At 66.2% G+C, this 25,206-nt stretch carries 20 protein-coding genes and 1 tRNA gene; 12 read left to right on the top strand and 9 right to left on the bottom strand.

What is annotated here, in order from left to right; translation table 11 throughout:
- The first annotated feature begins 124 nt into the window (after positions 1-124).
- The 8 genes from ACNA0R_RS10020 (at position 125) to ACNA0R_RS09985 (ending at position 8,467) form a co-directional block, all read left to right on the top strand.
- Positions 125-2,491 carry a hybrid sensor histidine kinase/response regulator gene (locus ACNA0R_RS10020; protein ID WP_415825836.1) on the top strand — a complete coding sequence of 789 codons (2,367 nt, stop codon included), beginning with the start codon at positions 125-127 and terminating at the stop codon, positions 2,489-2,491.
- A gap of 112 nt (positions 2,492-2,603) precedes the next feature.
- Positions 2,604-3,317, top strand: a complete 714-nt coding sequence (locus ACNA0R_RS10015) for a succinate dehydrogenase/fumarate reductase iron-sulfur subunit (protein WP_415825834.1) — start codon at positions 2,604-2,606, stop codon at positions 3,315-3,317.
- Positions 3,318-3,342: 25 nt separating this feature from the next.
- On the top strand, positions 3,343-3,693 hold the full coding sequence (locus ACNA0R_RS10010; RefSeq protein ID WP_415825832.1) for a succinate dehydrogenase: 351 nt from the start codon (positions 3,343-3,345) through the stop codon (positions 3,691-3,693).
- Positions 3,693-4,046: a succinate dehydrogenase, cytochrome b556 subunit gene (sdhC, locus tag ACNA0R_RS10005; protein ID WP_415826064.1), complete on the top strand. Its 354-nt coding sequence runs from the start codon at positions 3,693-3,695 to the stop codon at positions 4,044-4,046. The genes ACNA0R_RS10010 and sdhC overlap by 1 nt, the downstream gene beginning before the upstream one ends.
- Before the next feature lie 108 nt (positions 4,047-4,154).
- Complete coding sequence (locus ACNA0R_RS10000; protein ID WP_415825831.1) at positions 4,155-5,180, top strand: Bug family tripartite tricarboxylate transporter substrate binding protein; 1,026 nt, start codon at positions 4,155-4,157, stop codon at positions 5,178-5,180.
- A gap of 61 nt (positions 5,181-5,241) precedes the next feature.
- Positions 5,242-6,117, top strand: coding sequence for a fumarate hydratase (locus tag ACNA0R_RS09995; protein WP_415825830.1), 876 nt, complete (start codon positions 5,242-5,244; stop codon positions 6,115-6,117).
- Positions 6,118-6,119: 2 nt separating this feature from the next.
- Entirely contained in the window at positions 6,120-6,734 is a 615-nt protein-coding gene (locus ACNA0R_RS09990; RefSeq protein ID WP_415825829.1) for a fumarate hydratase C-terminal domain-containing protein, read from the top strand.
- Entirely contained in the window at positions 6,731-8,467 is a 1,737-nt protein-coding gene (locus ACNA0R_RS09985) for an L-aspartate oxidase (protein WP_415825828.1), read from the top strand. The genes ACNA0R_RS09990 and ACNA0R_RS09985 overlap by 4 nt, the downstream gene beginning before the upstream one ends.
- Positions 8,468-8,485: 18 nt before the next feature.
- Here ACNA0R_RS09985 and ACNA0R_RS09980 read toward each other — a convergent pair whose 3' ends face one another.
- Genes ACNA0R_RS09980 through ACNA0R_RS09970 form a run of 3 tightly spaced genes read right to left on the bottom strand, consistent with a single transcriptional unit; the run spans position 8,486 to position 11,975 of the window.
- Positions 8,486-9,268 (bottom strand): sulfite exporter TauE/SafE family protein, encoded by a 783-nt coding sequence (locus ACNA0R_RS09980; RefSeq protein WP_415825827.1) that lies wholly within the window; start codon positions 9,266-9,268, stop codon positions 8,486-8,488.
- A 21-nt stretch (positions 9,269-9,289) separates the two neighbouring features.
- Positions 9,290-10,966 (bottom strand): thiamine pyrophosphate-binding protein, encoded by a 1,677-nt coding sequence (locus tag ACNA0R_RS09975; RefSeq protein WP_415825826.1) that lies wholly within the window; start codon positions 10,964-10,966, stop codon positions 9,290-9,292.
- Positions 10,967-10,985: 19 nt separating this feature from the next.
- Positions 10,986-11,975 carry a Bug family tripartite tricarboxylate transporter substrate binding protein gene (locus ACNA0R_RS09970; RefSeq protein ID WP_415825825.1) on the bottom strand — a complete coding sequence of 330 codons (990 nt, stop codon included), beginning with the start codon at positions 11,973-11,975 and terminating at the stop codon, positions 10,986-10,988.
- A 254-nt stretch (positions 11,976-12,229) separates the two neighbouring features.
- On the opposite strand from ACNA0R_RS09970, the gene ACNA0R_RS09965 reads away from it, so the two are divergent.
- Positions 12,230-13,180: a LysR family transcriptional regulator gene (locus tag ACNA0R_RS09965; protein ID WP_415825824.1), complete on the top strand. Its 951-nt coding sequence runs from the start codon at positions 12,230-12,232 to the stop codon at positions 13,178-13,180.
- A 194-nt stretch (positions 13,181-13,374) separates the two neighbouring features.
- Positions 13,375-13,451, top strand: a tRNA-Arg gene (locus tag ACNA0R_RS09960).
- A gap of 96 nt (positions 13,452-13,547) precedes the next feature.
- Here the strand turns inward: ACNA0R_RS09960 and ACNA0R_RS09955 are convergent.
- Positions 13,548-14,633, bottom strand: coding sequence for an FUSC family protein (locus tag ACNA0R_RS09955; RefSeq protein WP_415825823.1), 1,086 nt, complete (start codon positions 14,631-14,633; stop codon positions 13,548-13,550).
- Between the two features lie 48 nt (positions 14,634-14,681).
- Between ACNA0R_RS09955 and ACNA0R_RS09950 the strand changes: the two genes are divergently transcribed.
- A complete protein-coding gene (locus tag ACNA0R_RS09950; protein ID WP_415825822.1) occupies positions 14,682-15,140 on the top strand; it encodes a MarR family winged helix-turn-helix transcriptional regulator in 459 nt (152 codons plus the stop codon).
- A 79-nt stretch (positions 15,141-15,219) separates the two neighbouring features.
- Here ACNA0R_RS09950 and ACNA0R_RS09945 read toward each other — a convergent pair whose 3' ends face one another.
- Positions 15,220-16,188, bottom strand: coding sequence for a Bug family tripartite tricarboxylate transporter substrate binding protein (locus ACNA0R_RS09945; RefSeq protein ID WP_415825821.1), 969 nt, complete (start codon positions 16,186-16,188; stop codon positions 15,220-15,222).
- 147 nt (positions 16,189-16,335) lie between these two features.
- Positions 16,336-17,259 carry a LysR family transcriptional regulator gene (locus ACNA0R_RS09940; protein WP_415825819.1) on the bottom strand — a complete coding sequence of 308 codons (924 nt, stop codon included), beginning with the start codon at positions 17,257-17,259 and terminating at the stop codon, positions 16,336-16,338.
- A gap of 94 nt (positions 17,260-17,353) precedes the next feature.
- On the opposite strand from ACNA0R_RS09940, the gene ACNA0R_RS09935 reads away from it, so the two are divergent.
- On the top strand, positions 17,354-19,600 hold the full coding sequence (locus tag ACNA0R_RS09935) for a DUF3604 domain-containing protein (protein WP_415825818.1): 2,247 nt from the start codon (positions 17,354-17,356) through the stop codon (positions 19,598-19,600).
- A gap of 62 nt (positions 19,601-19,662) precedes the next feature.
- Here ACNA0R_RS09935 and ACNA0R_RS09930 read toward each other — a convergent pair whose 3' ends face one another.
- The 3 genes from ACNA0R_RS09930 to ACNA0R_RS09920 are packed head-to-tail and all read right to left on the bottom strand — an operon-like array spanning position 19,663 to position 25,070.
- A complete protein-coding gene (locus ACNA0R_RS09930) occupies positions 19,663-21,003 on the bottom strand; it encodes an NAD(P)/FAD-dependent oxidoreductase (protein WP_415826063.1) in 1,341 nt (446 codons plus the stop codon).
- 8 nt (positions 21,004-21,011) lie between these two features.
- Positions 21,012-23,012, bottom strand: coding sequence for a hydantoinase B/oxoprolinase family protein (locus tag ACNA0R_RS09925; RefSeq protein WP_415825817.1), 2,001 nt, complete (start codon positions 23,010-23,012; stop codon positions 21,012-21,014).
- 3 nt (positions 23,013-23,015) lie between these two features.
- Positions 23,016-25,070, bottom strand: coding sequence for a hydantoinase/oxoprolinase family protein (locus ACNA0R_RS09920; protein ID WP_415825816.1), 2,055 nt, complete (start codon positions 25,068-25,070; stop codon positions 23,016-23,018).
- Between the last annotated feature and the right edge of the window lie 136 nt (positions 25,071-25,206).

Below are 25,206 nucleotides of genomic sequence, written 5' to 3'. Positions count from 1 at the left end.
GCCCGTGCCATGTATACCCTGTAAGGACACATCCTTGCGCGGGCGGTGTGTCTGATGTCCCGACCTGTGACCGGGCAACGGCAGGCAATTTGCTGGCATCCGGCCGGATGCGCATGGAGGCGTGATGAGTCAAGTCGACAAGGAGCGCCGCAAGCGGCGCGAGGCTACGGACCGCGTCGCGCGCGCCTTGATGGAAAGCGCGACGGACTTCGCTATTTTCACGGCGGATCTGGCCCTGAACATCACCAGCTGGAACGTCGGCGCCCGCAACCTGTTCGGTTGGGAAGAGGATGAAGCGCTGGGCCGCGACTCGTCGATGATCTTCACTCCAGAGTCCCGCGAGCGTGGCGATCATCTGGCGGAAGCCGAAACGGCGCGCGTGCGCGGCCGTGCCGAGGACGAGCGCTGGCACCTGCGCAAGGATGGCTCCAGATTGTGGGCATCGGGCCTGATGCAGCCGTTCCTGGATGACCGCACGGGCGAGCATATCGGCTATCTGAAGATCGTGCGCGACCGCACGGAACAGCATCTCGTCGAAAGCCGCGCCCAAGCCATCGATGCGCGTTTTCGCGCGCTGGTGGAAAGCTCGCCGCAGATGACGTTTTTTACCGATGCCAAGGGCCGTGTCATCTACACCAGCCCCTATTGGGCCCGCTATACCGGCTGGGGGGAAGCCGGCCCGCAGCGCGGCGATTGGATCGCGTCCATCCATCCGGACGATCGCGCGCCGTTGCAGGAAGCGTGGCGCCAGGCCATGGCGAACGGAACGGGCTGCGAAATGGAAATCCGCTTCCATTGCGCCGCGGACCATAGCTGGCGCTGGTTCATGGCCAGGGCGGCGCCCATCGAAGGCGATGGCCGCGTGAGCGGCTGGCTGATCATTGCCTTCGACATCGACCTGGTGGTCGCCGCGCGCAACGACCTGCGCCGCAGCCAGAAGCTGCTGTTGAACGAGGTGGCGCGCGGCAGGGCGGAGCGCGATCGTACCTGGCAGCTGGCCAACGACCTGATGGTCGTGACGGATTTCGACGGCTACGTGCTGGACGCCAATCCGGCCTGGACCGCGCGCCTGGGCTGGCGGCATGAAGAGCTGCTCGGCAATAACATGCTGGGGCTGGTCCATCCCGACTATATTTCGCTGGCCCAGAACCAGCTGAAGCGACTGCATCGCGGGCACGCGACCTCGCGCTTCGTCTGCGAATGCCGGCACCGTGATGGCAGCTACCGCACGCTGTCGTGGACGGCGGTGCCCGGCGATGGCCTGGTGCACGCGGTCGCCCAGGACGTCACGGCGGAGAACGAGGCGACCGCCGAATTGGAGCTGGCGCAGGAGGCGCTGCGGCAATCGCAGAAGATGGAAGCCGTGGGACAGCTGACCGGCGGCATCGCCCATGACTTCAACAATCTGCTGACCGGCATCATCGGCGCGCTGCAGCTCATGCAGAAGCGAGCGGAACGCGGGCAACCGATGGACCTGCTGCGCTATACCGACATGGCGATGGAGTCGGCCAAGCGCGCCGCCGCCTTGACGCACCGGCTGCTGGCCTTCGCGCGGCGCCAGCCATTGGCGCCCAGGCCCACGCAGCCGAACCAGCTGATCGGCACGCTGACCGATCTGTTCGAGCGCACCTTGGGCGAACGGATCGCGCTGGACGTCGATCTGCAGGACGATCTGTGGAATGTGCTGTGCGACGCGCACCAGCTGGAGAACGCCATCCTGAACCTGGTGATCAACGCGCGCGACGCTATGCCCGATGGCGGCACCCTGACGATCACGACGCGCAATGTGGACCTGGACAATATCGCCGTCGCGCATGCCGTCATCCTGGCCGCGGGCGAGTACGTCAGTATCTGCGTGGCCGACACCGGGGTGGGCATGCCGCCCGAAGTCGCCGCCAAGGCCTTCGAGCCCTTCTTCAGCACCAAGCCGCAGGGCGAGGGTACGGGCCTGGGGCTGTCCATGGTCTATGGCTTCGTGCGCCAGTCCGGCGGCTATACGGACCTGGACAGCCGGCCCGGCGAAGGGACGGCCATCCGCATGTATCTGCCGCGCTACGCCGGGCCACTGGTCGATAAGGCGGATACCGACGCGAACCATGAGGATCCCGCCGCGCCGCCACCGGCGCGGCAGCCGCTGGTGCTGGTGGTGGAAGACGACCCGCGCGTGCGCAACCTGCTGGTCGAGGTCCTGCAGGACCAGCAATGCCGCGTGGTCGAAGCCGCCGACGGGCTGTCCGGCCTGCGGATCCTTCTGGAGACGCCGGGCGTCCAGCTGGTGCTCAGCGACATCGGCCTGCCCGGCATGGACGGCCGGCAGATGGTGGAGAAAGCGCGCGCCGCCAATCCGAACCTGAAGGTCATCCTGACGACCGGCTACGCGCAAAGCCTGGCGCTGACCGAGGGGCTGCGCGAGCCGGGTATCGAGCTGATCACCAAGCCCTTCGGCATCGACGAGATCACGCGGCGCATCCGGAATATCCTGAGCACTTGAGATAAAGAATCTCTTTGCTCGAATTCGACAATTATTCGCTTTCGCTTTTCATCGGCGTCCGTCCACAATACGAGCCACCAGAGGCCGCTTCCGCACCGTGGACGAGAACGTCATGGATATGTTGCAAGCAAGGATATGGCGTAGCGCCGGCGCGGGCGCCTTCGTCACCTACCGCGTGCCGCGCCACACCAGCCAGACCGTGCTGGATGTCGTGACGTACATCCAGCGTGAATTGCAGCCCGACCTGGGTTACCGGTACGCGTGCCGGGTGGGCATGTGCGGCTCCTGTGCCATGACGGTCAACGGCAAGGCGCGCTGGACCTGCCGCACCCACGTAGCCAAGGTGGCGCCCGAAGGACGCCTGGAGATCGCGCCGCTGTCCAACCTGCCGGTCATCAAGGACCTGGTGACCGACATGAGCGGCTTTTTCGACAAATGGAGCCAGGCCAAGGGCAGCTTCGCCGGCTCCTTGTCGCGCCACGACGACTTCGCGCGCGTGCCGCCCGCGTCGCCCCAGCGGCAGGCGGTGGACGCCGGCATCGAATGCATAGGATGCGGCGTGTGCTATGCATCCTGCGACGTGGTGACATGGCGTCCCGATTACCTGGGTCCGGCTGCGCTGAACCGCGCGTGGACCTTGATGAACGACGAACGTGATGTCGAAGGCGCGGCCCGGCTGCGCGCCGTGGCGGGCGACGCCGGTTGCCATTCCTGCCATACGCAGGGCAGCTGCACGGAGCGGTGCCCGAAGGCGCTGGCGCCCACCGCGGGCATCGCCGGCCTGAAGCGCCTGGCCGCCAAGGCGGCGATGAAGGGCGAACTGTGATGGCCGGGATAACGAGGCGCGCACCATGACGACGGCGATGAGCGTACGCACGCAGGCCCGGCTGTGGTATCTGCAACGCCTCAGCGCCATGGCGCTGGCGCTGTTCGTCGCCGTCCATATCGCGATCATCGTCTATGCGGTGCGTGGCGGACTCAGCGGAGCGGAGATCCTGGCGCGCACGCGCGGCAGCGTGGGCTTCGCGGCATTCTATGGGCTGTTCGTGCTGGCCTGCGCGGTGCACGTGCCGATCGGCTTGCTGCGCATCGCGGAGGAGTGGCTGCGCTGGCGCGGGCGCTCGGCCGTCGTGGCCGCGCTGGCCTTCGCCGTGCTGCTCGCGGTCATGGGATTGCGGGCGGTGTACGGGGTGGTGGCGTGATGCGGCGCAATGACGCGCGGGCGCGCAATCATCCCGCTTATTGGGCGTTCCTGGTGCATCGCCTGTCCGGCCTGGCGCTGGCCTTGTTCCTGCCCGTGCATTTCTGGGCGCTGGGCCAGGCGATCGCCGGCGAGCAGGCCCTGGACGGCTTCCTGCGCTTCGCCGACCGGCCGCTGTTCAAGTTCGCCGAATGGGGGCTGGTGGTGTTGCTGTCGCTGCACCTGATGGGAGGCCTGCGCCTGCTCGTGATCGAATTCGCCCCTTGGACTCACCTGCGCAAGGATTGGCTGGCGGTGGGCCTGGGCGTCGGCGCCTGTACGGGCCTGGCTTTCCTGCTTGCATTGCTGCAGTAACGATACGACCGATGTGTCATCGCGGCCCCCGGCCGATGGCCGGGCGCACCAAACGCAGTACGAGCTTCGCCCCCGATGCGAAGCCGCAAAACCAAGGAGACAAGCATCATGCACGACTATCTGTACGAGCTGTCCCAACGCGCGCTGCAACGCGGTCCCCGGCGCTGGCTGCACACCTGTATCCTGGCTTTCGCCGCAAGCGCCCTGGCGATGTCGGGCGCCGTCTTCGCCGACGCTCCCTGGCCCGATAAGCCGGTGCGCATCATCGTCCCCTTCACGGCGGGCGGCACCACGGATGTCGTGGCCCGCGTGGTGGGCGCCGAACTGGGACAGATGTGGCACCAGTCGGTGGTCATCGACAACCGCCCGGGCGCCGGCGGCGCCATCGGCGCCACGATGACGGCCAAGGCGCCGCCCGATGGCTACACGCTGCTGATGGCGTCCGGCAGCATGTTCACCGTCAATCCTTACCTGTACCGCAACCTGCCCTACACCCTGAAGGATTTCGACTACATCACCAACGTCGCCAGCGGCCCCATGCTGGTACTGGTGAACAATGCGGTGCCGGCGCACGACCTGAAGGAACTGATCGCGCTGGCCAAGGCGCAGCCGAAGAAGCTGAACTTCGGCTCGGCGGGCAACGGCAGCCAGGTGCATATGGCGGGCGAAGCGCTGGCCGACGCGGCCGGGATCCAGCTCACGCATGTCCCCTACAAGGGCGAGGCCCTGGCCTACAACGACCTGATCGCCGGCCAGGTACAGCTGGTGGTGGGCAACATCGCCGCGGCTTCCGTCTTCGCCAAGAGCGGCAAGGCGCGCGCCCTGGCCGTTACCGGCCCCGCGCGCTCGCCCATGATGCCCGACGTGCCGACCGCCAAGGAAGCCGGCCTGCCCGGCTACGAAACGACCGGCTGGTTCGCCCTGGTGACCGCCGTGGGTACGCCCAAGGACGTCATCGACAAAATCCAGCGCGATACCGCCAAGGTCCTGCAAAACCCCGCCGTGCGGGAGAAGCTGGCGGGGCAGGGCATGACGCCGGTGGGTAACACGCCGGCGGAGCTGGTCAAGAGCATCCAGGACGAGTCCGGAAAGTGGAAGGCCATCGTCGCCCGCCGCAATCTTTCCATTGAATGAGCGCGGCGCCGGTCGCGGCGGCAACGACCGCCGCGACCGCGCCAGCGCTGGGAGCAGCAGCATGAATCCAGATCTCGCGGCGGTGGAAGCAGCCGCCAAAGACCTTTACATCCGCGCCTTGAAGATCCTGCCGCCGGACATCAAGGCCGGCATAGACAGGCTGGCCGCGGAAGAAACCTCCGATGTCGCGCGCGGCGTCCTGCAGACCATGCGCACCAATATCCGTGTCGCCGAGGACCAGGAAAACCTGCTGTGCCAGGACACCGGCATACCGATCTACAACGTGGCCATCGGCCGCAACGTGCAGGTCGACGGCCACGCCCTGAAGCAGGCCATACGCCGGGGCTGCGAGCGGGCCACGCGCGAACACCCGCTGCGATCGTCGGTCGTGCATCCCTTGACGCGCAGGAACAATCACACGTCCTGCGGCTTCGACGTGCCGGTGATCCATATCGATTTCGACGACGCGCCCGACCAGTTGTCCATCGAAATGATTCCGAAGGGCAGCGGCTCCGAGAACAATTCCTTCCTGAAAATGGCGGTGCCCGCGGAAGGTATCGACGCCATCAAGACCTTCGTGGTCGACTGCGTCATCGCGGCGGGCGGCAAGACCTGTCCGCCCACCATCGTGGGCGTGGGTGTGGGCGGCACGTCGGATCTGTGCGTGGCGCTGGCCAAGCGCGCGGCGACTCGCCCGCTCGGCACGCAATGTCCCGATCCGGAGGGCGCGCAACTGGAGCGGGTGCTATCCGGCGCCGTGAACCAGCTGGGCGTCGGGCCGCAGGGCCTGGGCGGCGACGGCACGGCTTTCGCGGTGCACATCGAGCTGGCCCACACTCACATCACCATGAACCCCGTGGCCGTGAACATGCAATGCCACTCCGCCCGGCGGGCCAGGGCCGTCATCACGCCGCAAGGCATAGCCTACGGATTCTGACCATGGCGCACCACGAACTGACCATGCCCATCACCGAAGCGCAGGCGCGGCAGCTGCGCGTCAACGATACGGTTACGCTGCAGCGCACCTTGTACGGCATCCGCGACGCCACGCAGATCCATATGTTCGACAAGGGGCGCACGACGCGCATGGACCTGAACGGCCACGCGGTCATCCATACCGCGCCGAATGTACGGAAGGTCACGGCCAGCGAGGCCCATCCCGCGGGCTATGAGCCCATCTGCATCGGCACGACCACATCGGATCGCATGGAGCGCTTCACGCGGCCGCTGATGCAGCAATACGGCGTGCGGCTGGTGGTCGGCAAGGGCGGCCTGCGGCAGGACTCGCAAGATGCCTTCCGCGAACTGGGCGGCGCCTACCTGGCCATCATCGGCGGCACGGCGGCGCTGGAGACCACCTGGATAGAACAGATCGAGGACGTCGACCTGGACGACCTGAACCCCGAGTCGCTATGGCGCTTCCGCATCCGCGACTTCGGGCCCTTGCTGGTCGCCATGGACAGCCATGGCGGCAGCCTGTACGACAGCGTCAGGCAGGACACCGCGGCGCGCCGCGCCGCGGTCCTGGCCGGCCTGGGAGTAAGCGCATCATGAGCCTGGCCCTGCCTATCCAGCGCCTGCGTACCGATATCCTGATCCTGGGCGCGGGCGGCGCGGGACTGTTCGCCGCGCTGCACGCGCACCAGCGGGCGCCCGAGCTGTCGATCACGGTGGCCGTCAAGGGCCTGCTGGGCAAATGCGGCTGCACGCGCATGGTGCAGGGCGGCTACAACGTCGCCCTGGCGCCCGGCGACTCCGTGGAGCGCCACTTCATGGACACCATCGAGGGCAGCAAGTGGCTGGCGAACCAGGACCTGGCATGGACGCTGGTCAGCACGGCCATCGAGCGCATCCACGAACTTGAGAACGAGCTGGGCTGCTTCTTCGATCGCAACCCGGACGGCACGGTGCATCAGAAGGCGTTCGCCGGCCAGACCTTCGACCGGACCGTGCACAAGGGTGACCTGACGGGCATCGAAATCATCAATCGCCTGGCGGAGCAGGTCTGGCGGCGTGGCATCGGCCGGCTGGAGGAGCATCGGGCCCTGGCCCTGGTGCGCGGCGCGGACGGCCAGTCGCTGGCGGGCGTGCTGATGATAGACGTGCGCACCGGCGGCTTCGTTTTCGTGCAGGCGCGCGCCGTGCTGCTGGCCACCGGCGGCGGGCCGACCATGTACAAGTACCACACGCCGTCGGGCGACAAGAGCTGCGACGGCCTGGCCATGGCGCTCGCCGCGGGACTGCCGCTGCGGGATATGGAGATGGTGCAGTTCCATCCCACCGGCCTGCTGGCCGGCACGCAGACGCGCATGACCGGTACGGTGCTGGAGGAAGGCCTGCGCGGCGCGGGCGGCTATCTCTTGAACGGCGACCAGGACCGCTTCATGCAGCGCTACGATCCGCGCGGCGAGCGGGCCACGCGCGATATCGTGTCGCGTGGGATTTATGCCGAAATGCGCGCCGGTCGCACGTCGCCCAACGGCGGCGTTTATATCCAGATGCACCACCTGGGCATAGCCGAGGTGCGCCGCCAGTTCAAGGGCATGGTGGAGCGCTGCGCGGACTGCGGGTTCGACCTGGCCGGCGGCCTGGTCGAAGTGGTGCCCACGGCCCATTACATGATGGGCGGCGTGGTGTTCCAGCCGGACTGCCGCACGGCGCTGCGCGGCCTGTTCGCCGCCGGCGAGGATACCGGCGGCGTGCATGGCGCCAACCGGCTGGGCGGTAATGGCGTGGCGAACTCCACGGTGTTCGGCGGCATCGCCGGCGACAGCATGGCGGACTGGGTGCGGCGCGAAGGGCAGTGGCAGGCGCCCGACGAATCCGTCATCGCCGCCGCGGTCGACGATGCCCTGGCGCCGTTCACGCGGTCCGCCGACGGACTCAACGCCATCCGCGAGGCCTTGTACGACTGCATGTGGACCGACGTGGGGATCATGCGCGACGCCGCCGGCCTGCGGCGCGCGCGCGGCACGCTGGCCGCCTTGCGCGAGCAGCTGGCGCATACCGGCGTGGCGGGGGAAGACCGGGCGTTCAATCCGACCTGGCATGATTGGCTGAACCTGCGCAGCCTGATCACCGTCAGCCAGGTCATCACCGAAGCCGCGCTCGCGCGCGAGGACTCGCGCGGCGCGCATTTCCGCGAGGACTTTCCGCAGGCCGGCGACATGCTGGGTTCGGCGTATACCGTGGCGACGTGGCGGGACGGCGGCGTGCGCATCGCGCGCGAGCCGGTCGGCTTTACGCGCGTCGCGCCCGGAGAAACGCTGCTGCGGGACGCCGCCTGATCGCGATCCCGCTCCCATTCATCCGGCGATCGCGTTCGCCAGCAGGCTGATGCTGCCGACGATCAGCACCGTCCACAGCATGCGGAAGATGTACAGCGCGGGCACGCGGTGCCGCAGCCACGATCCCGCGCGCACGCCCACCAGGCAACAGGGCACCAGCCATACCATCAGCGCCAGCACCGCGGGCTGCAGCAGCAGTCCCGTGGCCGCGAACAAGACCAGCCGCGTCACCCCCGTCAGCATGATCAAGGTGCTGACCGTGGCGCGCAATGCATGGCGGTCTTCCAGGCGGCCCGCCAGGTAGATCGTGTACAGGGGACCGCCGGTGCCGAACATCGCCGTGAACCCGCCGCCGCTTACTCCCAGGGGTATCGCCCAGCCGGTGCCCAGGCGCCGGAACACGTCGCCGCCGCGCAGCCGCCATAGCGAATAGGCCAGCACGCCGACGCCCAGCACGATCAGCAGCGGGCGTTCCGGCACGTACATCAGCAGGCCCAGCCCCGCCACCATGCCGAGCAGCATCCAAGGGACGATGCGCCGCAGTTCGGTCATCTCCACATTGCTGCGGCTGGTCGCGCCCAGCAGCAATCCGGAAATCATGTCGCACACCAGCATGACCGGCACCGCGCGATGCAGCGGCATGACCTGCGTCAGCAAGGGCATGGCGACGATGGCCGAGCCGAAGCCGGTCATCCCGAAGATGGTGTAGCCACCGGCCAGCGCGATGCCGGCGATCAGCAGCGCCCACGCGTCTATGCCGGTGGCGGATGCCCCCAGATTCGATATCAAGAAATCCCACATCGTCCGGTATCCTCGCGCGGCTCAGGCGCTCGCCGGGCGGGTGACAGTGGGCGCGGGCAGGCCCTCGATCATGATGTTCAGGCAGGCCGGCAATCCCGAACGCGCGGCCTCGTCGATCGCCGGAGCGACCTGCGCCGGTTCGGTGACCTGCCTGCCGAAGCCGCCGAACGCGGCCGTCACCGCGTCGTAACGGGCCGGCAGCAGTTCGCAGCCGATCAACCTGTCCTTGCCATAGTCGCGCAGCTGGATCTGGTATTCCGCGTTCCAGCGCGCGTCGTTGCCCACCACGGCGATGAAGGGCAGTTGATAGCGCACCGCGGTGTCGATTTCGGCGGTGTGGAAGCCGAACGTGCCATCGCCCATGACGGTAACGACCGGGGCGTCGGGGCGCGCCAGGCGCGCGGCCAGCGCGAAGGGCAGGGCGGCGCCTATGGATCCCGCCACGCCATTGACGACGCGGTTCGGCGCATGCAGGCAGGCTTGCGCCCATTGGCCGATTTCGCCGCCGTCGGCGATGAACACCGAATCGGGATGGCTATCCAGCAGTTTCTGCAGGGGCGCCAGCGCCTGCACGGGATGCATCCGCCCCGGCATGGAAGAGCTTGCCGTTTGCCACGCCGCCGGGCGATAGGCCACGGCTTCGCGCACGTCCTGCGTCCAGGGCATGGACCGCCGCGCGGCGGTGAGGGCGGAGCCGTCCCGCGCCGTTTCAGCCGCGGTGGCCGCGGCATGCAGCAGCGCGTTCAGGGCCGACACCACGTCGGCCAGGGCCCACGCCGCCAGCCGCGGTCCCACCGCGCGACGGGTGCGCTCGAATTCGATGGCATCGGCATCGACCTGCAGGAATTCGCAATCGGCCGCGATGGCTGGCGCCTTGCCGAACTTCAGCGTGAAGTCCAGGCGCTTGCCCAGCAGCAGGATGCAATCGGCCTGCGCCAGCATCTGCGCGAAGGCGCCCAGGCTGGGGTCGGCGACGCCGCGCGGGCTTTCCATGCCTATGACGGGAATGCCGCAAGCCGCCTCCAGTTCGCGCGCCCGTGCGCGCGCCAGGCCCATCATGGCGGCCGGGCCGGTCAGGATCAGCGGCCGCCGTGCGGCTTGCAGCCGGCGGAGCAAGGAAGCGGCCATGCCGGGCTCCAGCGCCTGAGGCACCGCATCGAAGGATTGCGGCGCGTCCGCCGGCGCCGTGCAGGCCGCCTCCAGGGCGTCGGTCGGCAGGCCCAGGCTGACCGGCCCGGGCCTGCCGGACCGCGCGATGCGCATGGCCATGCCGACCTCGCGCGACATGGCGTCGGCGCTGGCCGCCGTGCCGGACCATTTCGTCAAGGGCTCGGCGACATCGGCCTGCCGCATTTCCTGGAAGGCGCCCATGCCGATCTGGTTGTTGGGCGCGTGGCCCGACAACAGCAGCACGGGCGCTTCCGCCATGGCCGCGGTGTACAGGGCCGACACCGCGTTGGCATGGCCGGGTCCGCCCGTGACCATGGCCACGCCGACCTCGCCGGTCAGGCGCGCCCACGCGTCCGCCATATGCACGGCGGCAGCTTCGTGCCGGACGTGGACCAGATCGATGCCGGCATCGATGCAGGCGTCGAACACCGGCATGATGTGGTTGCCGGACAGTGTAAAGATGCGCTTGACGCCGGCGGCTGCCAGGGTCTGCACGAGCGCGTCGGCGCCATTGCGGGATCGGGTCATGATGCAGTCTTCCTCCGTTCTATTTGATCTGTATGTTCAGCTTGCCGCCCAGGTCGCGGAACAGGCGGTATTGTTCTTCCGCGAAGCGCGCGGTGGCGGCCGGCGTCATGACGTTCGGCACGGAGCCGATATTCTGCACCCCGGCAAGCCACTCCTTATCCTTGGACAAGCGTAGCAGCACGTCGGCCCATAAGCTCACCAGCGGCGCCGGCATGTTCGGCGGTCCGTAGAGCGCGCTCCAGCCGCTGATGCGCTCCAGTTGCGGATAGCCGGTCTCTTTGGCCGTCGGGACGTCGGGCAGTTCCGGCAGGCGTTGCGCGGTGGTGGTCACCAGGGCGCGCAGGCGGCCCGCTTTCACATTGCCGATCAATGCGGTGACGTTGTTGCAGCTGAACTGCACTTCCCTGGACAGCACCGCCGCCGTCGCCTCGCCGCCGCCCTTGTAGACGATCTGCGCGGCGGCCTGGGGCGGCAGGCCGGCGGCGTCCAGCAGCATCTGCGTGGCCAGGTTCAGCACGGTGGCGGGGCCGGAGGTGCTGTAGTTCAGCTTGCCGGGCTGCGCGCGGATGGCTTGCACCAGTTCAGCCAGCGTACGGTAGGGCGCATCGCCGTTGACCACACAGACCATGGGGTTCAGGTCGAGCAGGCCCAGCGGCGTGAAGTCGTCCCACTTGTATTTCAGGTCTGCCTGCAAGGCGGGCAGAATGGCTTGCGAGCCGACCCGCGCCAGCAGCAGGGTATAGCCGTCGGGCGCAGCTTCGCGCACGAACATCGAGCCGATCGCGCCATTGGCGCCACCTTTGTTCAGCACCACCATGGGCTGCGGCAGCATGTTCTGCGCCGCCTTGGCCAGGTTGCGCGCCGCCAGGTCGGCATCGCCGCCCGCGCTGAAGGGTACGACGATCGTGATGGGATGTTCGGGGTAGCGGGATTCGGCAGCGCCGGCCGGTACGTGCGGCGCGCACGCGAACAGGCCTGCGGCGATCGCAAGGCACGCGATGCGATTCATAGGGTCTCCTCCGGCGGCGTGCGCCCGTCCGCGGGCCCGCCACGCTGTTATGGATTCTTTTACCGACCGGAGCCGCATTGCAGCCGGCAGCCCCGGGGGCGCCTTAGGGATAGCGATGCATGCGCCCGCCAGCGGCGCCCTTCATTGTTCTATATGATCTATATAAATAGAAAGCCAAATATTCTTCGGTCGAGACAAAGCAAATCTTCCTCTGCGCGGCACCCTTGCGCGCGAGGCGGGTGCCCGGGCCAGCCATGTCCTCCATACGCACGCTGAAAACCTTCCTGGCCGTGGCCCGTCACGGCACCTTTGCCGCCGCCGGCAAGGAGATCGGCCTGACCCCCGCGGCGGTGGGCCTGCAGATACGGGCCCTGGAAGAAAGCCTGAATTGCAGGCTGTTCGACCGCACCGCCCGGTCCGCGGTGCTGAACCCGGCCGGGCGCGCGCTGGTGCCGGAAGTGGCCGACATCGTGCGGCGCTATGAATCCCTGGGTACGGAGGCGGGCGGCGATGGCATGTCGGGCACCATGGTGGTGGGCGCGCTGGTATCCGCCTTGATGGGGGCCTTCGCCGACGCCTTGTGGACCGTGCGCCAGCGCTACCCGCGCCTGGACGTCCGCCTGTTCGCCGGCCTGTCCAGCGATTTCGCGATGCGGGTCGAGCGCGGCGAACTGGATGCCGCCATCGTGACGCAGCCGCCGCATCCCTTGTCGTCCAACCTGTTGTGGACGCCGCTGTATGCGGAACCCATGATCCTGATCGTGCCGCGCAAGCCGCATTTCCCCTTGGCGTCCAAGGTGGACGCGGTGCTGGCGGACTCGCCGTTCCTGCGCTTCGAACGCAATACCTGGACGGGCATCCTGGTCCAGGAGGTCCTCGACCGGCTCGGCGCGCAGGTGCGCGAAAGCATGGAGCTGAATTCGGTGGAAGCCATCGTCGAGCTGGTGCGGCATGGCTTCGGCGTATCCATCGTGCCGCGCCTGGCCAATGTGGCCTGGGCGCAGGACAGGGCGCTGCGGGTCGTGCCGCTGCCCGGCGTGGAGGTCTATCGCCGCGTCGGCCTGCTGGAGCGCGGGCGGCACAGCCGCACCGCCTTCACTGAAGCGGTCAAGGAATACTTTGCCCAGGTGTCCGTGGAAAGCGCGCCGCGCCGCCCGCCCGCAGGCGGGAAGCGCGGGCAGGGCCGCGGCGGCTTTCTGCTATAGTTGCGCCCTTCCCGCGTAGCCGGGTCCCGCTGTGCACCAGCGGGCACGAGCGAAAAACGCCGGGGACTTGAAGGGAAAGAAACTCGTGCTATAATCTTTCTTCTTTACTGAAGCGACGCCAAAAAGTAGTTCGGAACCTAGGTTTCAAGGACTATTTCCGCGGAACTTCAGCAGTAGTACAAAGCAGTACCAAAGCGCCCGTAGCTCAGTTGGATAGAGTACTTGGCTACGAACCAAGGGGTCGTGGGTTCGAATCCTGCCGGGCGCGCCAGAATTTCTAGCTTGATCAGCGACTTAGAGCGGCTTGATGGATGTCTCCATCAAGCCGCTTTTCTTTTGTGTTCTTTCGGTCTTCGGCGCCGCGATTTCATCGCCCCGGCTTGTCAGTGGAAGGCCCGGCCGGAACGAAGGACTTGAGAACCAGGTCGCACAGCGTGACGAGCAGGCCGGCGATTACCGTCGCCATAAGCCGATCCGCCAATAGGGACCAGTCCGGAGGCTGCCCTGCATCGATGATGAGCACGACGAGCGGGGTCATCAGCATCGAATAGGCGAGATAGTTGCCTTGCCGGAAATGGCTGCGCGCGCCGGCCAGCCCTCCGATCAGGACGACCAGCACACCAGCCGGCAGCGGCGAGCGCGGCAGCAATCCCGCCAGCAAGACCCCGATGCCCGTCCCCAGGGTACGCTGCGTCGTCCTGACGGCCCCCGGCTCCGGTCGCCGCGAAATCAGGAGAGCGACGGTCAGGCCGATCCAGTGAAAATGATGATCAGGCCAGATCCATTGCAGGAGGGCCGCGACGGACAGGCAGCCGCCGAGTCGCAGGGTATAGGTCCACCCGGCCAAGGTGCGTAAAGCGCGCAGACCATGCCTGAGCCGTTGCGCCACGGACGGCTGGCGCATCGATGCTTCCTCGCGCGGCTTCGGATTACGCCCGCGCATGAGCGCCGCAAAGCCCAGCCCCAACGCGGATGTCCAGATCGCACCGAGCGCCATCATGCCCAACAAGCCCGGGCCATCGTGGAGCGACAGGTCTGGCACCGCGCCGACAATCATCAGGAAGATGATGAAGCGGGTCGACGCGACCGCCATAGGCCGGCTGACACCGCCGATCAGGGCAGCGATCATCACCGTCGCGACCAGAAAGACGGCGGCGAGGTTTTCGTCGGCCGCAAGCGCAATCGCTACCATCGCCGCCAGGAAGGCGGGAGCCACGGCCCCGATCTCGTGCCGGACATGGTCGCGGACGCTCGTACCGCTTTCGACCCTGTTCACGGCGAGGCCGCCGAGGGCCGCGGCAAATCCCGCGGCTTCGTGTCCGGACACGAGCCCGGCAAGGACAGGGCCGGCCATGCCGAAGCCTGCCGCCAGTACGTCCGCGACCTCGAACCGCGCTTCGGGGCGCCAAAGGAAGACATCCCGGAAATGCCGGACGACGCGCTGCTTCACCATGGCAAGGGCGGACTCACTTTTGTCCAATTAGTACGCTATGCTTAGCATATGGCAAAAGACCTCGATGCGGAAGCCCTCTCCCTGCTGCGTGCGGTCCTCGCGCTCGGGCGGCGCCTGCGCGCGGAACGTCCGGACGGCGCGGTGACGCTCGCGGCGATCAGCCTTCTGGGCACGCTCAGCCGCCTCGGGCCGATGCCCGCTGTCCAGCTCGCCGCCGAGGAGCGGCTTCAACCGCAATCGCTGACGCGGATCATCGCCGGCCTCGAACGAGACGAGCTGATCGAGCGCCGGAAAGACCCCGCCGATCAGCGGGCGCTGATCATCGCGCTGACGGATAAGGGCAAGACCGTGCTCGCGAACGATCTTCGCGCCCGCCAGGCATGGCTGCGCGACGCAATGCTGACGTCTCTTTCGGGAGACGAGCGAGCCGCCTTGATCGCGTCCGCCGACATCATGCTCAAGCTGGCTTTCGATGCGCGCGGCAAACCGGACGCCGGGGACCCATGAGGCGTTCCAGGGGCGCCGTCGCGTTGTCGTCCCTCCCTGCCACGGGCGCGGAACGCGGCCCGCATCGGGCCGTTGGGTGTCAATCGATCGTAGCCCCCGACCGCTTCACCAGCAGGACCCATTTATCGATGTCGCCCTGGATAAAGCCCGCGAATTGAGCCGGCGTGTCGTCGCGGTACACCTCGTAGCCCAGCGCCGTCAGACGCTCTCGCAACGCAGGGTCCCGCATCACCGCCCGCGCGGCTTCGTTCAGGCGGTCGATCACGGGCTGCGGGGTACGCGCCGGGGCCAGCAGGCCGAAATCCACGGAGATCACATATCCCGGCACGCCCGCCTCGATCATGGTGGCGATGTCGGGCAGCAGCGGCGATCGCGCCTCGCCGGTGGTGGCCAGCGCCTTGACCTTGCCTTCCTTCACCAGCCCGGCGACGCTGGGGGTGTTGTAGAAGCCGAAGTCCACTTCTCCCGCGATGACCGCCGTCACGCCCTGCGGCGCGCCCCTATATGGAATATGCGTGGCGTTGGTGTTGGTCAATGCTTTCAGGTTTTCCGCCGATAGGTGATGAGTGGTGCCATTCCCGCCGGAAGAGAACGTCAGGCGGCCCGGATGCTCGCGCATGGCGTCGATCAGCGCTTTGACGGAGCCGTACTTGCCGTCCTGCTTGACGATCAACACATTCGATCCGCCGGCCAGATAGGCGACGGGAGCAAAGTCCTTCTGTGGGTCGTAGGGCAGCGTCTTGAACAGCCCCTGGTTGATGGCCCAGGTATTGTTGGATCCCATCACCAGCGTGTAACCGTCCGGGGCGGACCGGGCCACGTAGTTCATGGCGATCAGGCCGCTGCCGCCGGCCTTGTTTTCCACCACGACGCTCTGCCCCAGCCGTTCGGAAAGCCCCGGCTGGATGGCGCGCGCCAGGATGTCCGCGGTGCTGCCGGCGGCCAGCGGCACGACGAGCGTGATGGGACGTGACGGGAAATTGTCCGCCTGCGCCGTAAAGCCATAGCCGGCCATCGCGGCCAGGCAAACCCCTAATAGTTTTTTCATGACGACTCCGACGGTCGATATTGGCGATACGCGGGGAAACCGCGACCTGCCGGCCGCTGGTTTGCGCAACGCACCAAAGCTCGGCCAGCGTATCGGACACGGCGCCCGGTCCCTAGGCCGCCGCGCTTATATCGTCATGTCGTCGCGTTATGCACCCGCGGTCTTGCCGTAGGCCTTGATCGTGGCGCGCGCCACGGATGCGAAGGCTTGCGCCGCGGGCGACAGGGGATAATTCGCCAGCCGCACTAATGAAATCGGCCACTCGAGTTCCGGTTTGCTTAAGGGTATCCCCTTGATGCCGCGGGGCATGACCATGGTCGCGATGCGCGGCATCATGGCCACGCCCATGCCCGCCTGGATCAGGCCCAGGGCCGTGGAAACCAGCACGACGCGCTGTTCCACCCGCGGATAAATATTGTGGGCAATCAGTTTGCGGCTGATGGCCAGCCAGGCATGCGCGTTTGGATTGAGCTGGATACAGGGGATTTCCGCCAGGATCCGGGCGTCGATCGTGGTACGCCGCGCCAGGGGGTGGTCGTCGCGCACGAACAGCGACATTCCGCAATCCCACAGGTTTTCGACGACCAGCTTGGAATCGTCCGGAGCGATCAAGGCCCCCAACCCGATATCCGCTTCGTGCGCCAGCAGCCTGGCGCGAATGTGGTCGACCACGCAATCCACCACGGTCACTTCCAGTTCCGGGTGCTTCTTGTGGAAGCGGCGCAGGATTTCCGGCAGCAGGGTGGCGGCGGTCACATGCCCGACGGCGACATTCACCGAGCCGGCCTTCAACTGCGTCATGTCGCGGCATTCGCGCAGGGCGCCGTCGATGGACAGCACGGCGCGGCGAGCGACGTCGACGATGGCGCGTCCCTGCGGGGTCAGGGAGGTGTCTCTGCCACGTACCACCAGGGTTTGCCCCAGTTCGCTTTCCAGACGCCGGATCAAATGGCTGACCGACGGCTGGGACATGCCGAGTTGTTCGGCGGCGCCCGTGAAACTGCCCGTTTCGCCCACGGCGATCAGCGCGCGCAACTGTCGCAGCGAAACGGGTTCGGAGATGTCTTCCATAGCGTGGCGTCATGGAGAAATAGCTTGTATACCATAGGAGCATGGAATGCGCGCCATTAGGATGGACTGGTATCCATTGCACCGTGAGTCCTCCATGCCGCATTCCCAGTACGCCCGCCATCTGATGGGCTCCGCCACCATCGACCCGACCGGCGAATTCGAGGCAGGCAGCTTCGCTTGTTTTACCTTGACGTATACGGCGGGATACTTCGGCATCGACGACACCGGCTCGCTGAAGATCGTGCACCGTTTCGCCAGCGATATGGGCAAGCCGCAGTTCGACGATCCCAAGGGCTGGAACTACACGACGGTCGAGGCCAGCAATGGCGCCGTATTGCAGGTCGAATACGACGGCAAGCGCAACATCCGTCCGTGGGACAAGACGCTTTTCATACGTGTCGTGCGCGGCTATCTGGAAGAGGGCGATCGCATCGTGGTGCGTTTCGGCGACACTCGCCAAGGCTCGCCGGGCATGCGGGTCCAGACTTTCCACGAACCCACATTCGAATTCCGCGTGCTGGTCGACGCCTTCGCCACCTACAACTACACGGAGCTGCCCAGCTCGCCGACGATATCGATCGTGGCCGGCCCCGCGGCCACCTACAAGGCGATCCTGCCCACCTTGGCGGAGCTTGGCCAGCCGGTGCGGCTCGGCTTCAAGGGCGAGGACAAATGGGGCAATCCTTCGCATCGCGTGTCGGGGACATTCACGTTGCGCGGCAACCTGGCCGTCGCGGGAATGCCGGCCGACTTTACGGTGACGGCAGGCGACTACGCCACCGTGATCGGGAACATCGTGCCGACGCAGGAAGGTGATCTCGAAATCGAAGTGCTGCACGAAGGCCGCGTCGTGGCGCGCAGCAATCCCTGCCGCGTGGCGGCCCGTCTCGAACGCCGCCATTTCTGGGGCGACCTGCATGGCCAGTCGGAAGAAACCATAGGCACCAATTCCGCGGAGGAGCTGATCGTCTTTGCGCGCGACCGCGCCTTCCTGGACGTGATGAGCCATCAGGGCAACGATTTCCAGATCACCACCGATTTCTGGGAACAACTGAACGGCCTTACCGCCCAGTACAACGAAGACGGCCGCTTCGTCATCTTTCCGGGGTATGAGTGGTCCGGGAACACCGGCCTGGGGGGCGACCGCAATGTCATGTACTTGCGGGAGGGCCGCCCCATCCACCGTTCCTCGCATGCGCTGGTGGACGACTTGACGGACCTGGATAGCGACTGCAACAGCGCCGACCAGTTATTCGAGGCGCTCAAGGACGAGGACGCCGTGGTCTTCGCGCACATCGGCGGGCGGTATGCCGACATTACCCTGTCGCACGACGCGCGCATCGAAAGATCGGTGGAAATCCATTCCGACTGGGGCACCTTCGAATGGCTGCTGGAGGACGCCTTCAAGCTGGGCTATCGCGTGGGCATCCTGGCCAACAGCGACGGCCACAAAGGCCGCCACGGCGCGAGCCATCCCGGCGCCTCGCTGTTCGGCGCTTATGGCGGCCTGAGCTGCCTGATCGCCGACGAATTGACGCGTCCCGCGATCGCCGAAGCGCTACGCCAGCGGCGCCATTACGCGACTACCGGCTGCCGCGCCTATCTGGACGTGCGCGCGCATTTTCCCCGGCCGGCGCGGCGCTGGTCGGATGACCCGAATCTGGGCCAGGCGGTAACGCACCGGCAGGTGCAAAGCGCCGATATGGGCGCGATCATCGAATACGACGGCGACGTCGTCGAGTTCGAGTTCGACGTCGCCACGCATGGGGCCATCGAGCGTGTCGAGGTCCGCAATCGCATGGAAGTCGTGCACACTTTGCATCCCTATGCCGCCGGCGATCTGGGCAGCCGCATCCGTCTGGTATGGGAGGGATCCGGCTATCGCGGGCGCGGTCGCCAGACCGTGTGGGACGGCGAGGCGTCGCTGAGCGGCAACGCCTTCGTCGATCCAAGGCCGATCAATTTCTGGAACCTGGATAAAACGCTGGATCATCCGGAGCCCGGCCGCCTTTGCTGGAAATCGCTGACGACAGGCGGGTTCAGCGGTGTCGACGTGCGCCTGGCGGATTCGAACGCCGGTGTCTTGAAGGTGCATACCCCGCTTATCGACGTGGAGGTCGAGGTGGCGGACATCGGGCTGGCGCCTGTCGTGCGCGAGAACGGCGGCATACAGCGGCGCTTGCAAATCTATCGCCTGCCGGATGCGAACGAGGTGCGCCGCATGCGCCGCAAGGTACAGGTTCCGCTGCACGCCGGCATGGACAATGCGATTTACGTACGCATCACGACCGAGGACGGCTTCTTCATTTATTCCAGCCCTATCTATATCGCGAAGAAATAAGCCTGCTCCGGCCGGTGTTCCCGCGGATGCGGACCCGGATACGGGCAGGCCTTCAGGCGGCATCAATAAATGATGTTCGGCGCCAGCTTTTCCCCCGTCAGGAAGCGCTTGTGGGTCAGATGCATGAGGTCAGGCGCCGCGTTGCCGTTGACGATCAATTCGGCCAGCATCGTTGCCGCGCCCATCGAACTGCTGAACCCGTGCCCGCTGAAGCCGGTGCACAGATAGACATTGCGCATGCCGTCCACCTCGGACACCACCGGGATGCCATCGGGCGTGTTGTCGATCGCGCCGCCCCAGGCGATATCGAGCCGCTCCGGCCCAAAGCCGGGAAATACCTTTTCCGATGCCTCGTATGCCGACCGCACCAGGGACATATCCGGGGCGGGATCGAGCACGCGGTTGCGTTCGAAAGGAGAGCGATTCAGGTACAGGTAGTTGAATTCGTTCCAGAGCTGGCGGAAGAATTCACGGCCGAATCGCAGTTTGATGCTTTTGCGGCGGCTTGCATACAGGCCCATGAAACGGGTCCCGTAGCGCAGGCTGTTGGGCACGATGGGCACCGACCCGCGCCCGCTCTTGGCCAGGATGTATCCGCCATCCGGCCGCTCGCGCAGCGAGAACTCGGGCGCTTTCAACGGGCCGCGGAAATCCAGCTGCATGTCGTCGCGAGTCCTGGACGCGGACGAGTATACGTTCAGCGTCGGCAGCACGATCTTGTGCTTGACGCAGAACAGCGACGACCAGGCGCCGCCGGCGATGACCACGGCATTGGCCCGGACGAGGCCCCGTTCGGTCCTGACCCCGGCGATTTTGCCGCCTTCGAAATGCAGCTCGTTGACGGCACAGTTCTGTTGCACCGAAACCCCCATGCGGGCCGCATGGCGGGCAATAAGCGGCACCGCGCATGATGGATCGGCGTATCCGTCGTGGAACGTCCGGACGCCGCCTATCCAGGGGCTGCCGTTTTCCGCGTAGATTTTGTTCGCCTGTTCGCGGCTCAGCATTTCGGCGGCAACGCCGGAGCGTTGCGCGAACCTGAACCATTCTTCCCAGCCCGCGAGCTCGGATTCGCTTTGCGTGACAAAGGTGATGCCCGTCTCGCGAAAGCCCACGTCCGCGCCGATCTCCTTGGATATTTCGGACCAGCGCTTTACGCTCAGCTTGGCCATGCCCAGCTCGCGTGTGTCGCGGCCCAGCGTACGGCACCAGCCCCAATTCCGGCTGCTCTGCTCGGCGGCGATTTGTCCTTTTTCGAAAACGCCGACGGTTTTCCCTCGCTTGGCGAGCTCATAAGCGGTGATCACCCCCGCGGCGCCCCCGCCTATGACCGCGATGTCCACGCGTTCGGGAAAAGGGGTATTAAAGTCTACCTTCAGTAACGGCTGTCTCATGATGCTGATCGTTGGGCCTATGCGGTAGCGGGCTGCAGTTGCGGATATTGCTTCTTCAAGTCCTCGAAGATCGCCGAAATCACCGCGGCGCCTGGCGGGACCGCGCCTTCCCGTTCCCTGGCCTCCAGCGCGTCGAAAATCTTGATCTTCAGGAAGTGCCGCCAATTCGCGGGTACGCCGGCGAGCACGGACGTCAGCACGTCATAGCGCTCCTCGGTCCAGGAACGTTCGAATTCGTCCCGCCCGGGGCCATAGTCGAAGTGCCCGGCTCGCGGCTCGCGTGCCCTGGCCGCCGTGGCCCGCAGGCGCTCGGTCGCCGCGGCGTCTACCGCGCCGCCGGAAATCACGACGAAATAGTCGTTCCTGGCCGATTCCACCGACACGTAGCCGCAACGGACGTCGTGCGCCACGCTCTCGGGGTCGCGTTCGATCGCGGGACCATAGCCGCCACCGCCGCAGCCTTCCAGGCGGATCACGTCGCCCGGCTGGCAATGGATCAGATCATTGACGCCCAGGTTCTCTTCCCGCGGCGAGTCGGGGTTGCGCAGGAATCGGGACACCGAACCCGCCTTGCCACCCAGCACGCCCCAGGAGGCGAAGCGGGACTTGTCGCGATTGCGCGCGGTCACGATGGAGTTGGGCGCGAAGACCTTGAATTCCATCACGGTACCCAGGCCGCCACGGAATCTGCCCACGCCCGCGCTGTTCGGCACCAGGCCATACCGGGTGATCCGTATGGGGACTTCGGCTTCGTTGATCTCGACGGGCGTGTTGCGCAGGAAGGCCACGATGGCGCCGGATGCTTCCGATCCATCGCCATCGAGCGCGCCACCGGCGCCCCCGCCCACCGGGCCGATCGCGGCGATGACATTGTGGCCGCTGCTCGACGTCGTGCGGACGTTCATGATGCTCATGCCGCCCGCCGGCGACGCCGGCATGCGGTCGGGCAGCGCCAGCGAGAACGCGCCTATCGTCGCGTATTGCACCAGTTTGCACGTCAGGCTGCGCATGCCCACCGCGGCCGGGGGCAGCGGGTTGACCACCGTGCCTTCGGGCAGGACGCAGCGCGCCACGCGGATCATGCCGGCGTTCAGCATGATGCCGGGGTTCAAGGTATAGAGCACGTAGTTCAGGCCGACCAGGGCCAGCACGTGCCTTTCCTTGCCGCCTGTCGGCATGTTCAAGGACGAATTCAGTTGGGGATCGCTACCGGTGAAGTCGAATTCCAGCTCGGACCCGCGTACGCGCAGGCACAGCGCGACACGCAAGGGCTTGCCATTGACGGAATCCTCGTCGGCGAATTCGGAAAAGCGGTATTCGCCGTCCGGGATATCCGACACCAGCACGCGGGCCTGCTCCTCGGCGTAGTCCAGCAGCGCCTGGATGCCTTCCCTGAATGCGGCGACACCGAACCGCTCGACGATTTCCAGGACGCGCCGTTCGCCGGTCATGAGCATGGAGATCTGCGCGTTCAGGTCGCCCCGATTCTGTTCCGGCGACCGTACGTTCACCTCCATGACCTTCATCAGCTCTTCGTTCAGCACCCCGCCGCGTACGATCTTGCTGGGGATGAAGCGGATGCCTTCCTGGTGGACTTCGGTCAGGGTACGGGACAGGGACGCGGGGACCGCGCCGCCCATATCGGTGTTGTGCACGTGGCCGCCCACATAGCAAACGATCTCGCCCTCGTAAAAGACCGGCTTCCACATCATGACATCGGGCGTATGCGTGGCGACATAGCCGCTATACGCGTCGTTCGTCATGCCGATGTCGCCCGGTTCGTAGGGGCCGGCCATCTCGATAACGGAGCTGAAGTCCAGGCCGGGATACCATGTCGCGCCCAGCGTTTTCGGCGAGGCGAAGGTCAAGCCTTCCGGCGTCATCAGCGTGCAGGAGAAGTCCTCGGTTTCCTTGATGAACGCGGAGTGCGCGGTCCGGACCAGGGTATAGGCCATGCTTTCCGCCGCGGCCACGCAATAGTTGGCGAAAATTTGCAGCGTGGATTTGTCGAAACTCATTTGTCAGTGCTCCTCGCTACCGCGGGCTTGGATTTCCAGGTTGCCGTACGCGTCCACATCGACGACGTACCCGGGCAGGACCGTGGTGGTGCAATCGTCTTGCGCGATGACGGCGGGCCCTTCCAGGCGATGCCCGCGCAGCAGGTCGGTCCGGCGATACAGGGGGACATCCCTGGTCTCGCCATCCATCCATACCGGCATGTGCTTGAGCGGCTGGGGGACGCCCGTGCCGCGCTCCACCTCGCGCAGGCTGGGCTTGGGAGTGCGGGACGTGATCACCAGCCGCAGCGCGACGATCTGCAATGCGGCGTTGGCATCGCTGTGGCCGTACAGGCGGCGGTGCTCCGCATGGAACGCCGCGCCGATGCTGGCCATGTCGCCGCTTCGTATCCACTCGCTGTCCAACGGGGTGTCGATCTCGAAGGATTGCCCCCGATAACGCATATCCGCCGAAACGGCGACGGTCGCGCTACCCGTGTCGCCGCCTTCGGCGGCCAGCCACTCGCGCGCCTGGGCCTCCAGCAGCGCGCGTTCGCGTTCCAGCGCTTGCAGGGTCTGCGGTGTCAGGTCGTAGTAGGTGGTCTTGACGAAGTCGTTCTTCAGGTCCGCGATAAGGCCGCCGAGCGCCGACAGCACGCCCGGCGTGGTGGGAACCAGCATCTTGCCGACGTTCAAGGCGCGCGCCAGGTAGCACGCCATCATCGGGCCCGCGCCGCCAAAGGGCATCATGGTGAATTCGCGCGGGTCGATGCCGAAGCGCGACACGATGCGGCTGACACCGGCGTACATGCTCGATACCGACACATTCACGATCGCTTCCGCGGTTTCGCCCAGGCTTTTGCCGAGCTTTTGCGCCAAGGGCGCAATGGCGTCGCGCGCGGCCTGGACGTCGACCTTGACGGCGTTGTAGCCCAGTTCGGCGCCGCCGATGATGCCCAGCGCCGCGAAGGCGTCGGTAATGGTCGGTTGCGTGCCGCCCCGGCCGTAGCAGACCGGCCCGGGGTTCGAGCCGGCGCTGTCGGGCCCGACCTTCAACACGCCGAAACGATCGACCCAGGCGATGGACCCGCCACCGTCGCCGACCGACGAGACTGAGACGGAAGGAATGTGGATCTGGAAATCGCCGATGTATTCGCCGGTGGCGTACTGCGGTTCCCCGTCGATGATCAGGGCCATGTCCGCGGTCGTGCCGCCGATGTCCAGGCTCATGCAGCGCTTGATGCCGCATTGCTGCGAGACGTAGGCGGCGCCGATCACGCCGGACGCCGTGCCCGACAGGATCATCTGCACGCAGTTGCTCTTGCCGTATTCGGCGCTCATTACGCCGCCATTGGATTTCGTGACCTTCAGGTCCACGCCCACGCCGGCCTGCGCGAGGGCGCCCTGCAACTTGGTCAGGTAGTTCGCCACGCGCGGCTGGACATAGCCGCCTATGACGGCGGTAAGCGTCCGCTCGTACTCGCGGATGATGGGCCAGACCTCGTGCGAGCAGGATACGAACATCCCGGGGAGCGCGGCTTCGATCAACTGCCTGACCTGCTTTTCATGAGCGGGATTGCGATACGAATGCAGCAGCGAGATCACGATGCCTTCGCAGCCGGCGGCCTGCGCGGCCTTGGCCGCGGCCAGCACGCTTGCCTCGTCCACGGGCGTTTCTTCCGTGCCGTCCGCGGCAAGGCGCTCGATGATGCCGAACACGCGGTCTCGCGTGATCAGGGGCGCGGGGCGCTTGGACGTCAGGTGATACATGTCCGGGATCTTCAGCCGGGCAATATCCAGGACGTCTTCGAAGTTGCGCGTCGTGATCAGGCCCAGCTTGAGTCCCCGCCGCTGCACCACCGCGTTGACGCCGACGGTCGTGCCATGCGTGAAGTAAGCGACGTCTTTCGGGTCTATGCCATAGCGCTCCCCGAGCTTGGCCATGCCGGCCAGCACCTCGCTGCCGGGTTCATCCGGACGCGAGAAGACTTTCAGCGTGCGGATCGTGCGTGTTTCGTCGTCCAGGACGGCGAAGTCGGCGAAAGAGCCACCGATGTCGACCCCGATTCTCAATCCCATTTTCTGTAGTGCCCCATGTAGATTTCCTACGGTAGCGGGCAGTTTAAGTAGCGCCGCCATATAGCGACAAATTCGAATACATCAGGAGGCTATACATTTTCGGTATGCGGGCGCGCCGCGGGCTTCGCGAGGCGTT

The sequence above is a fragment of the Bordetella sputigena genome, assembly GCF_965137885.1.
Taxonomy (GTDB): domain Bacteria; phylum Pseudomonadota; class Gammaproteobacteria; order Burkholderiales; family Burkholderiaceae_B; genus Bordetella_C; species Bordetella_C sputigena.
Note: the sequence above shows the minus strand (reverse complement) of the source record. Positions and strands in the feature narration are given on the sequence as shown.

What these genes read in the sequence shown, in the direction of transcription:
- ACNA0R_RS10020 (WP_415825836.1), top strand. Translation starts at nt 125, where the DNA reads ATGAGTCAAGTCGACAAGGAGCGCCGCAAGCGGCGCGAGGCTACGGAC.
- ACNA0R_RS09920 (WP_415825816.1), bottom strand. Translation starts at nt 25,070, where the DNA reads ATGGGATTGAGAATCGGGGTCGACATCGGTGGCTCTTTCGCCGACTTC.
- ACNA0R_RS10000 (WP_415825831.1), top strand. Translation starts at nt 4,155, where the DNA reads ATGCACGACTATCTGTACGAGCTGTCCCAACGCGCGCTGCAACGCGGT.
- ACNA0R_RS09935 (WP_415825818.1), top strand. Translation starts at nt 17,354, where the DNA reads ATGCCGCATTCCCAGTACGCCCGCCATCTGATGGGCTCCGCCACCATC.
- ACNA0R_RS09925 (WP_415825817.1), bottom strand. Translation starts at nt 23,012, where the DNA reads ATGAGTTTCGACAAATCCACGCTGCAAATTTTCGCCAACTATTGCGTG.
- ACNA0R_RS09995 (WP_415825830.1), top strand. Translation starts at nt 5,242, where the DNA reads ATGAATCCAGATCTCGCGGCGGTGGAAGCAGCCGCCAAAGACCTTTAC.
- ACNA0R_RS09940 (WP_415825819.1), bottom strand. Translation starts at nt 17,259, where the DNA reads ATGGAAGACATCTCCGAACCCGTTTCGCTGCGACAGTTGCGCGCGCTG.
- ACNA0R_RS10010 (WP_415825832.1), top strand. Translation starts at nt 3,343, where the DNA reads ATGACGACGGCGATGAGCGTACGCACGCAGGCCCGGCTGTGGTATCTG.
- ACNA0R_RS10015 (WP_415825834.1), top strand. Translation starts at nt 2,604, where the DNA reads ATGGATATGTTGCAAGCAAGGATATGGCGTAGCGCCGGCGCGGGCGCC.
- ACNA0R_RS09965 (WP_415825824.1), top strand. Translation starts at nt 12,230, where the DNA reads ATGTCCTCCATACGCACGCTGAAAACCTTCCTGGCCGTGGCCCGTCAC.
- ACNA0R_RS09970 (WP_415825825.1), bottom strand. Translation starts at nt 11,975, where the DNA reads ATGAATCGCATCGCGTGCCTTGCGATCGCCGCAGGCCTGTTCGCGTGC.
- ACNA0R_RS09950 (WP_415825822.1), top strand. Translation starts at nt 14,682, where the DNA reads ATGGCAAAAGACCTCGATGCGGAAGCCCTCTCCCTGCTGCGTGCGGTC.
- ACNA0R_RS09955 (WP_415825823.1), bottom strand. Translation starts at nt 14,633, where the DNA reads ATGGTGAAGCAGCGCGTCGTCCGGCATTTCCGGGATGTCTTCCTTTGG.
- ACNA0R_RS09945 (WP_415825821.1), bottom strand. Translation starts at nt 16,188, where the DNA reads ATGAAAAAACTATTAGGGGTTTGCCTGGCCGCGATGGCCGGCTATGGC.
- ACNA0R_RS09975 (WP_415825826.1), bottom strand. Translation starts at nt 10,966, where the DNA reads ATGACCCGATCCCGCAATGGCGCCGACGCGCTCGTGCAGACCCTGGCA.
- ACNA0R_RS09980 (WP_415825827.1), bottom strand. Translation starts at nt 9,268, where the DNA reads ATGTGGGATTTCTTGATATCGAATCTGGGGGCATCCGCCACCGGCATA.
- ACNA0R_RS09990 (WP_415825829.1), top strand. Translation starts at nt 6,120, where the DNA reads ATGGCGCACCACGAACTGACCATGCCCATCACCGAAGCGCAGGCGCGG.
- sdhC (WP_415826064.1), top strand. Translation starts at nt 3,693, where the DNA reads ATGCGGCGCAATGACGCGCGGGCGCGCAATCATCCCGCTTATTGGGCG.
- ACNA0R_RS09985 (WP_415825828.1), top strand. Translation starts at nt 6,731, where the DNA reads ATGAGCCTGGCCCTGCCTATCCAGCGCCTGCGTACCGATATCCTGATC.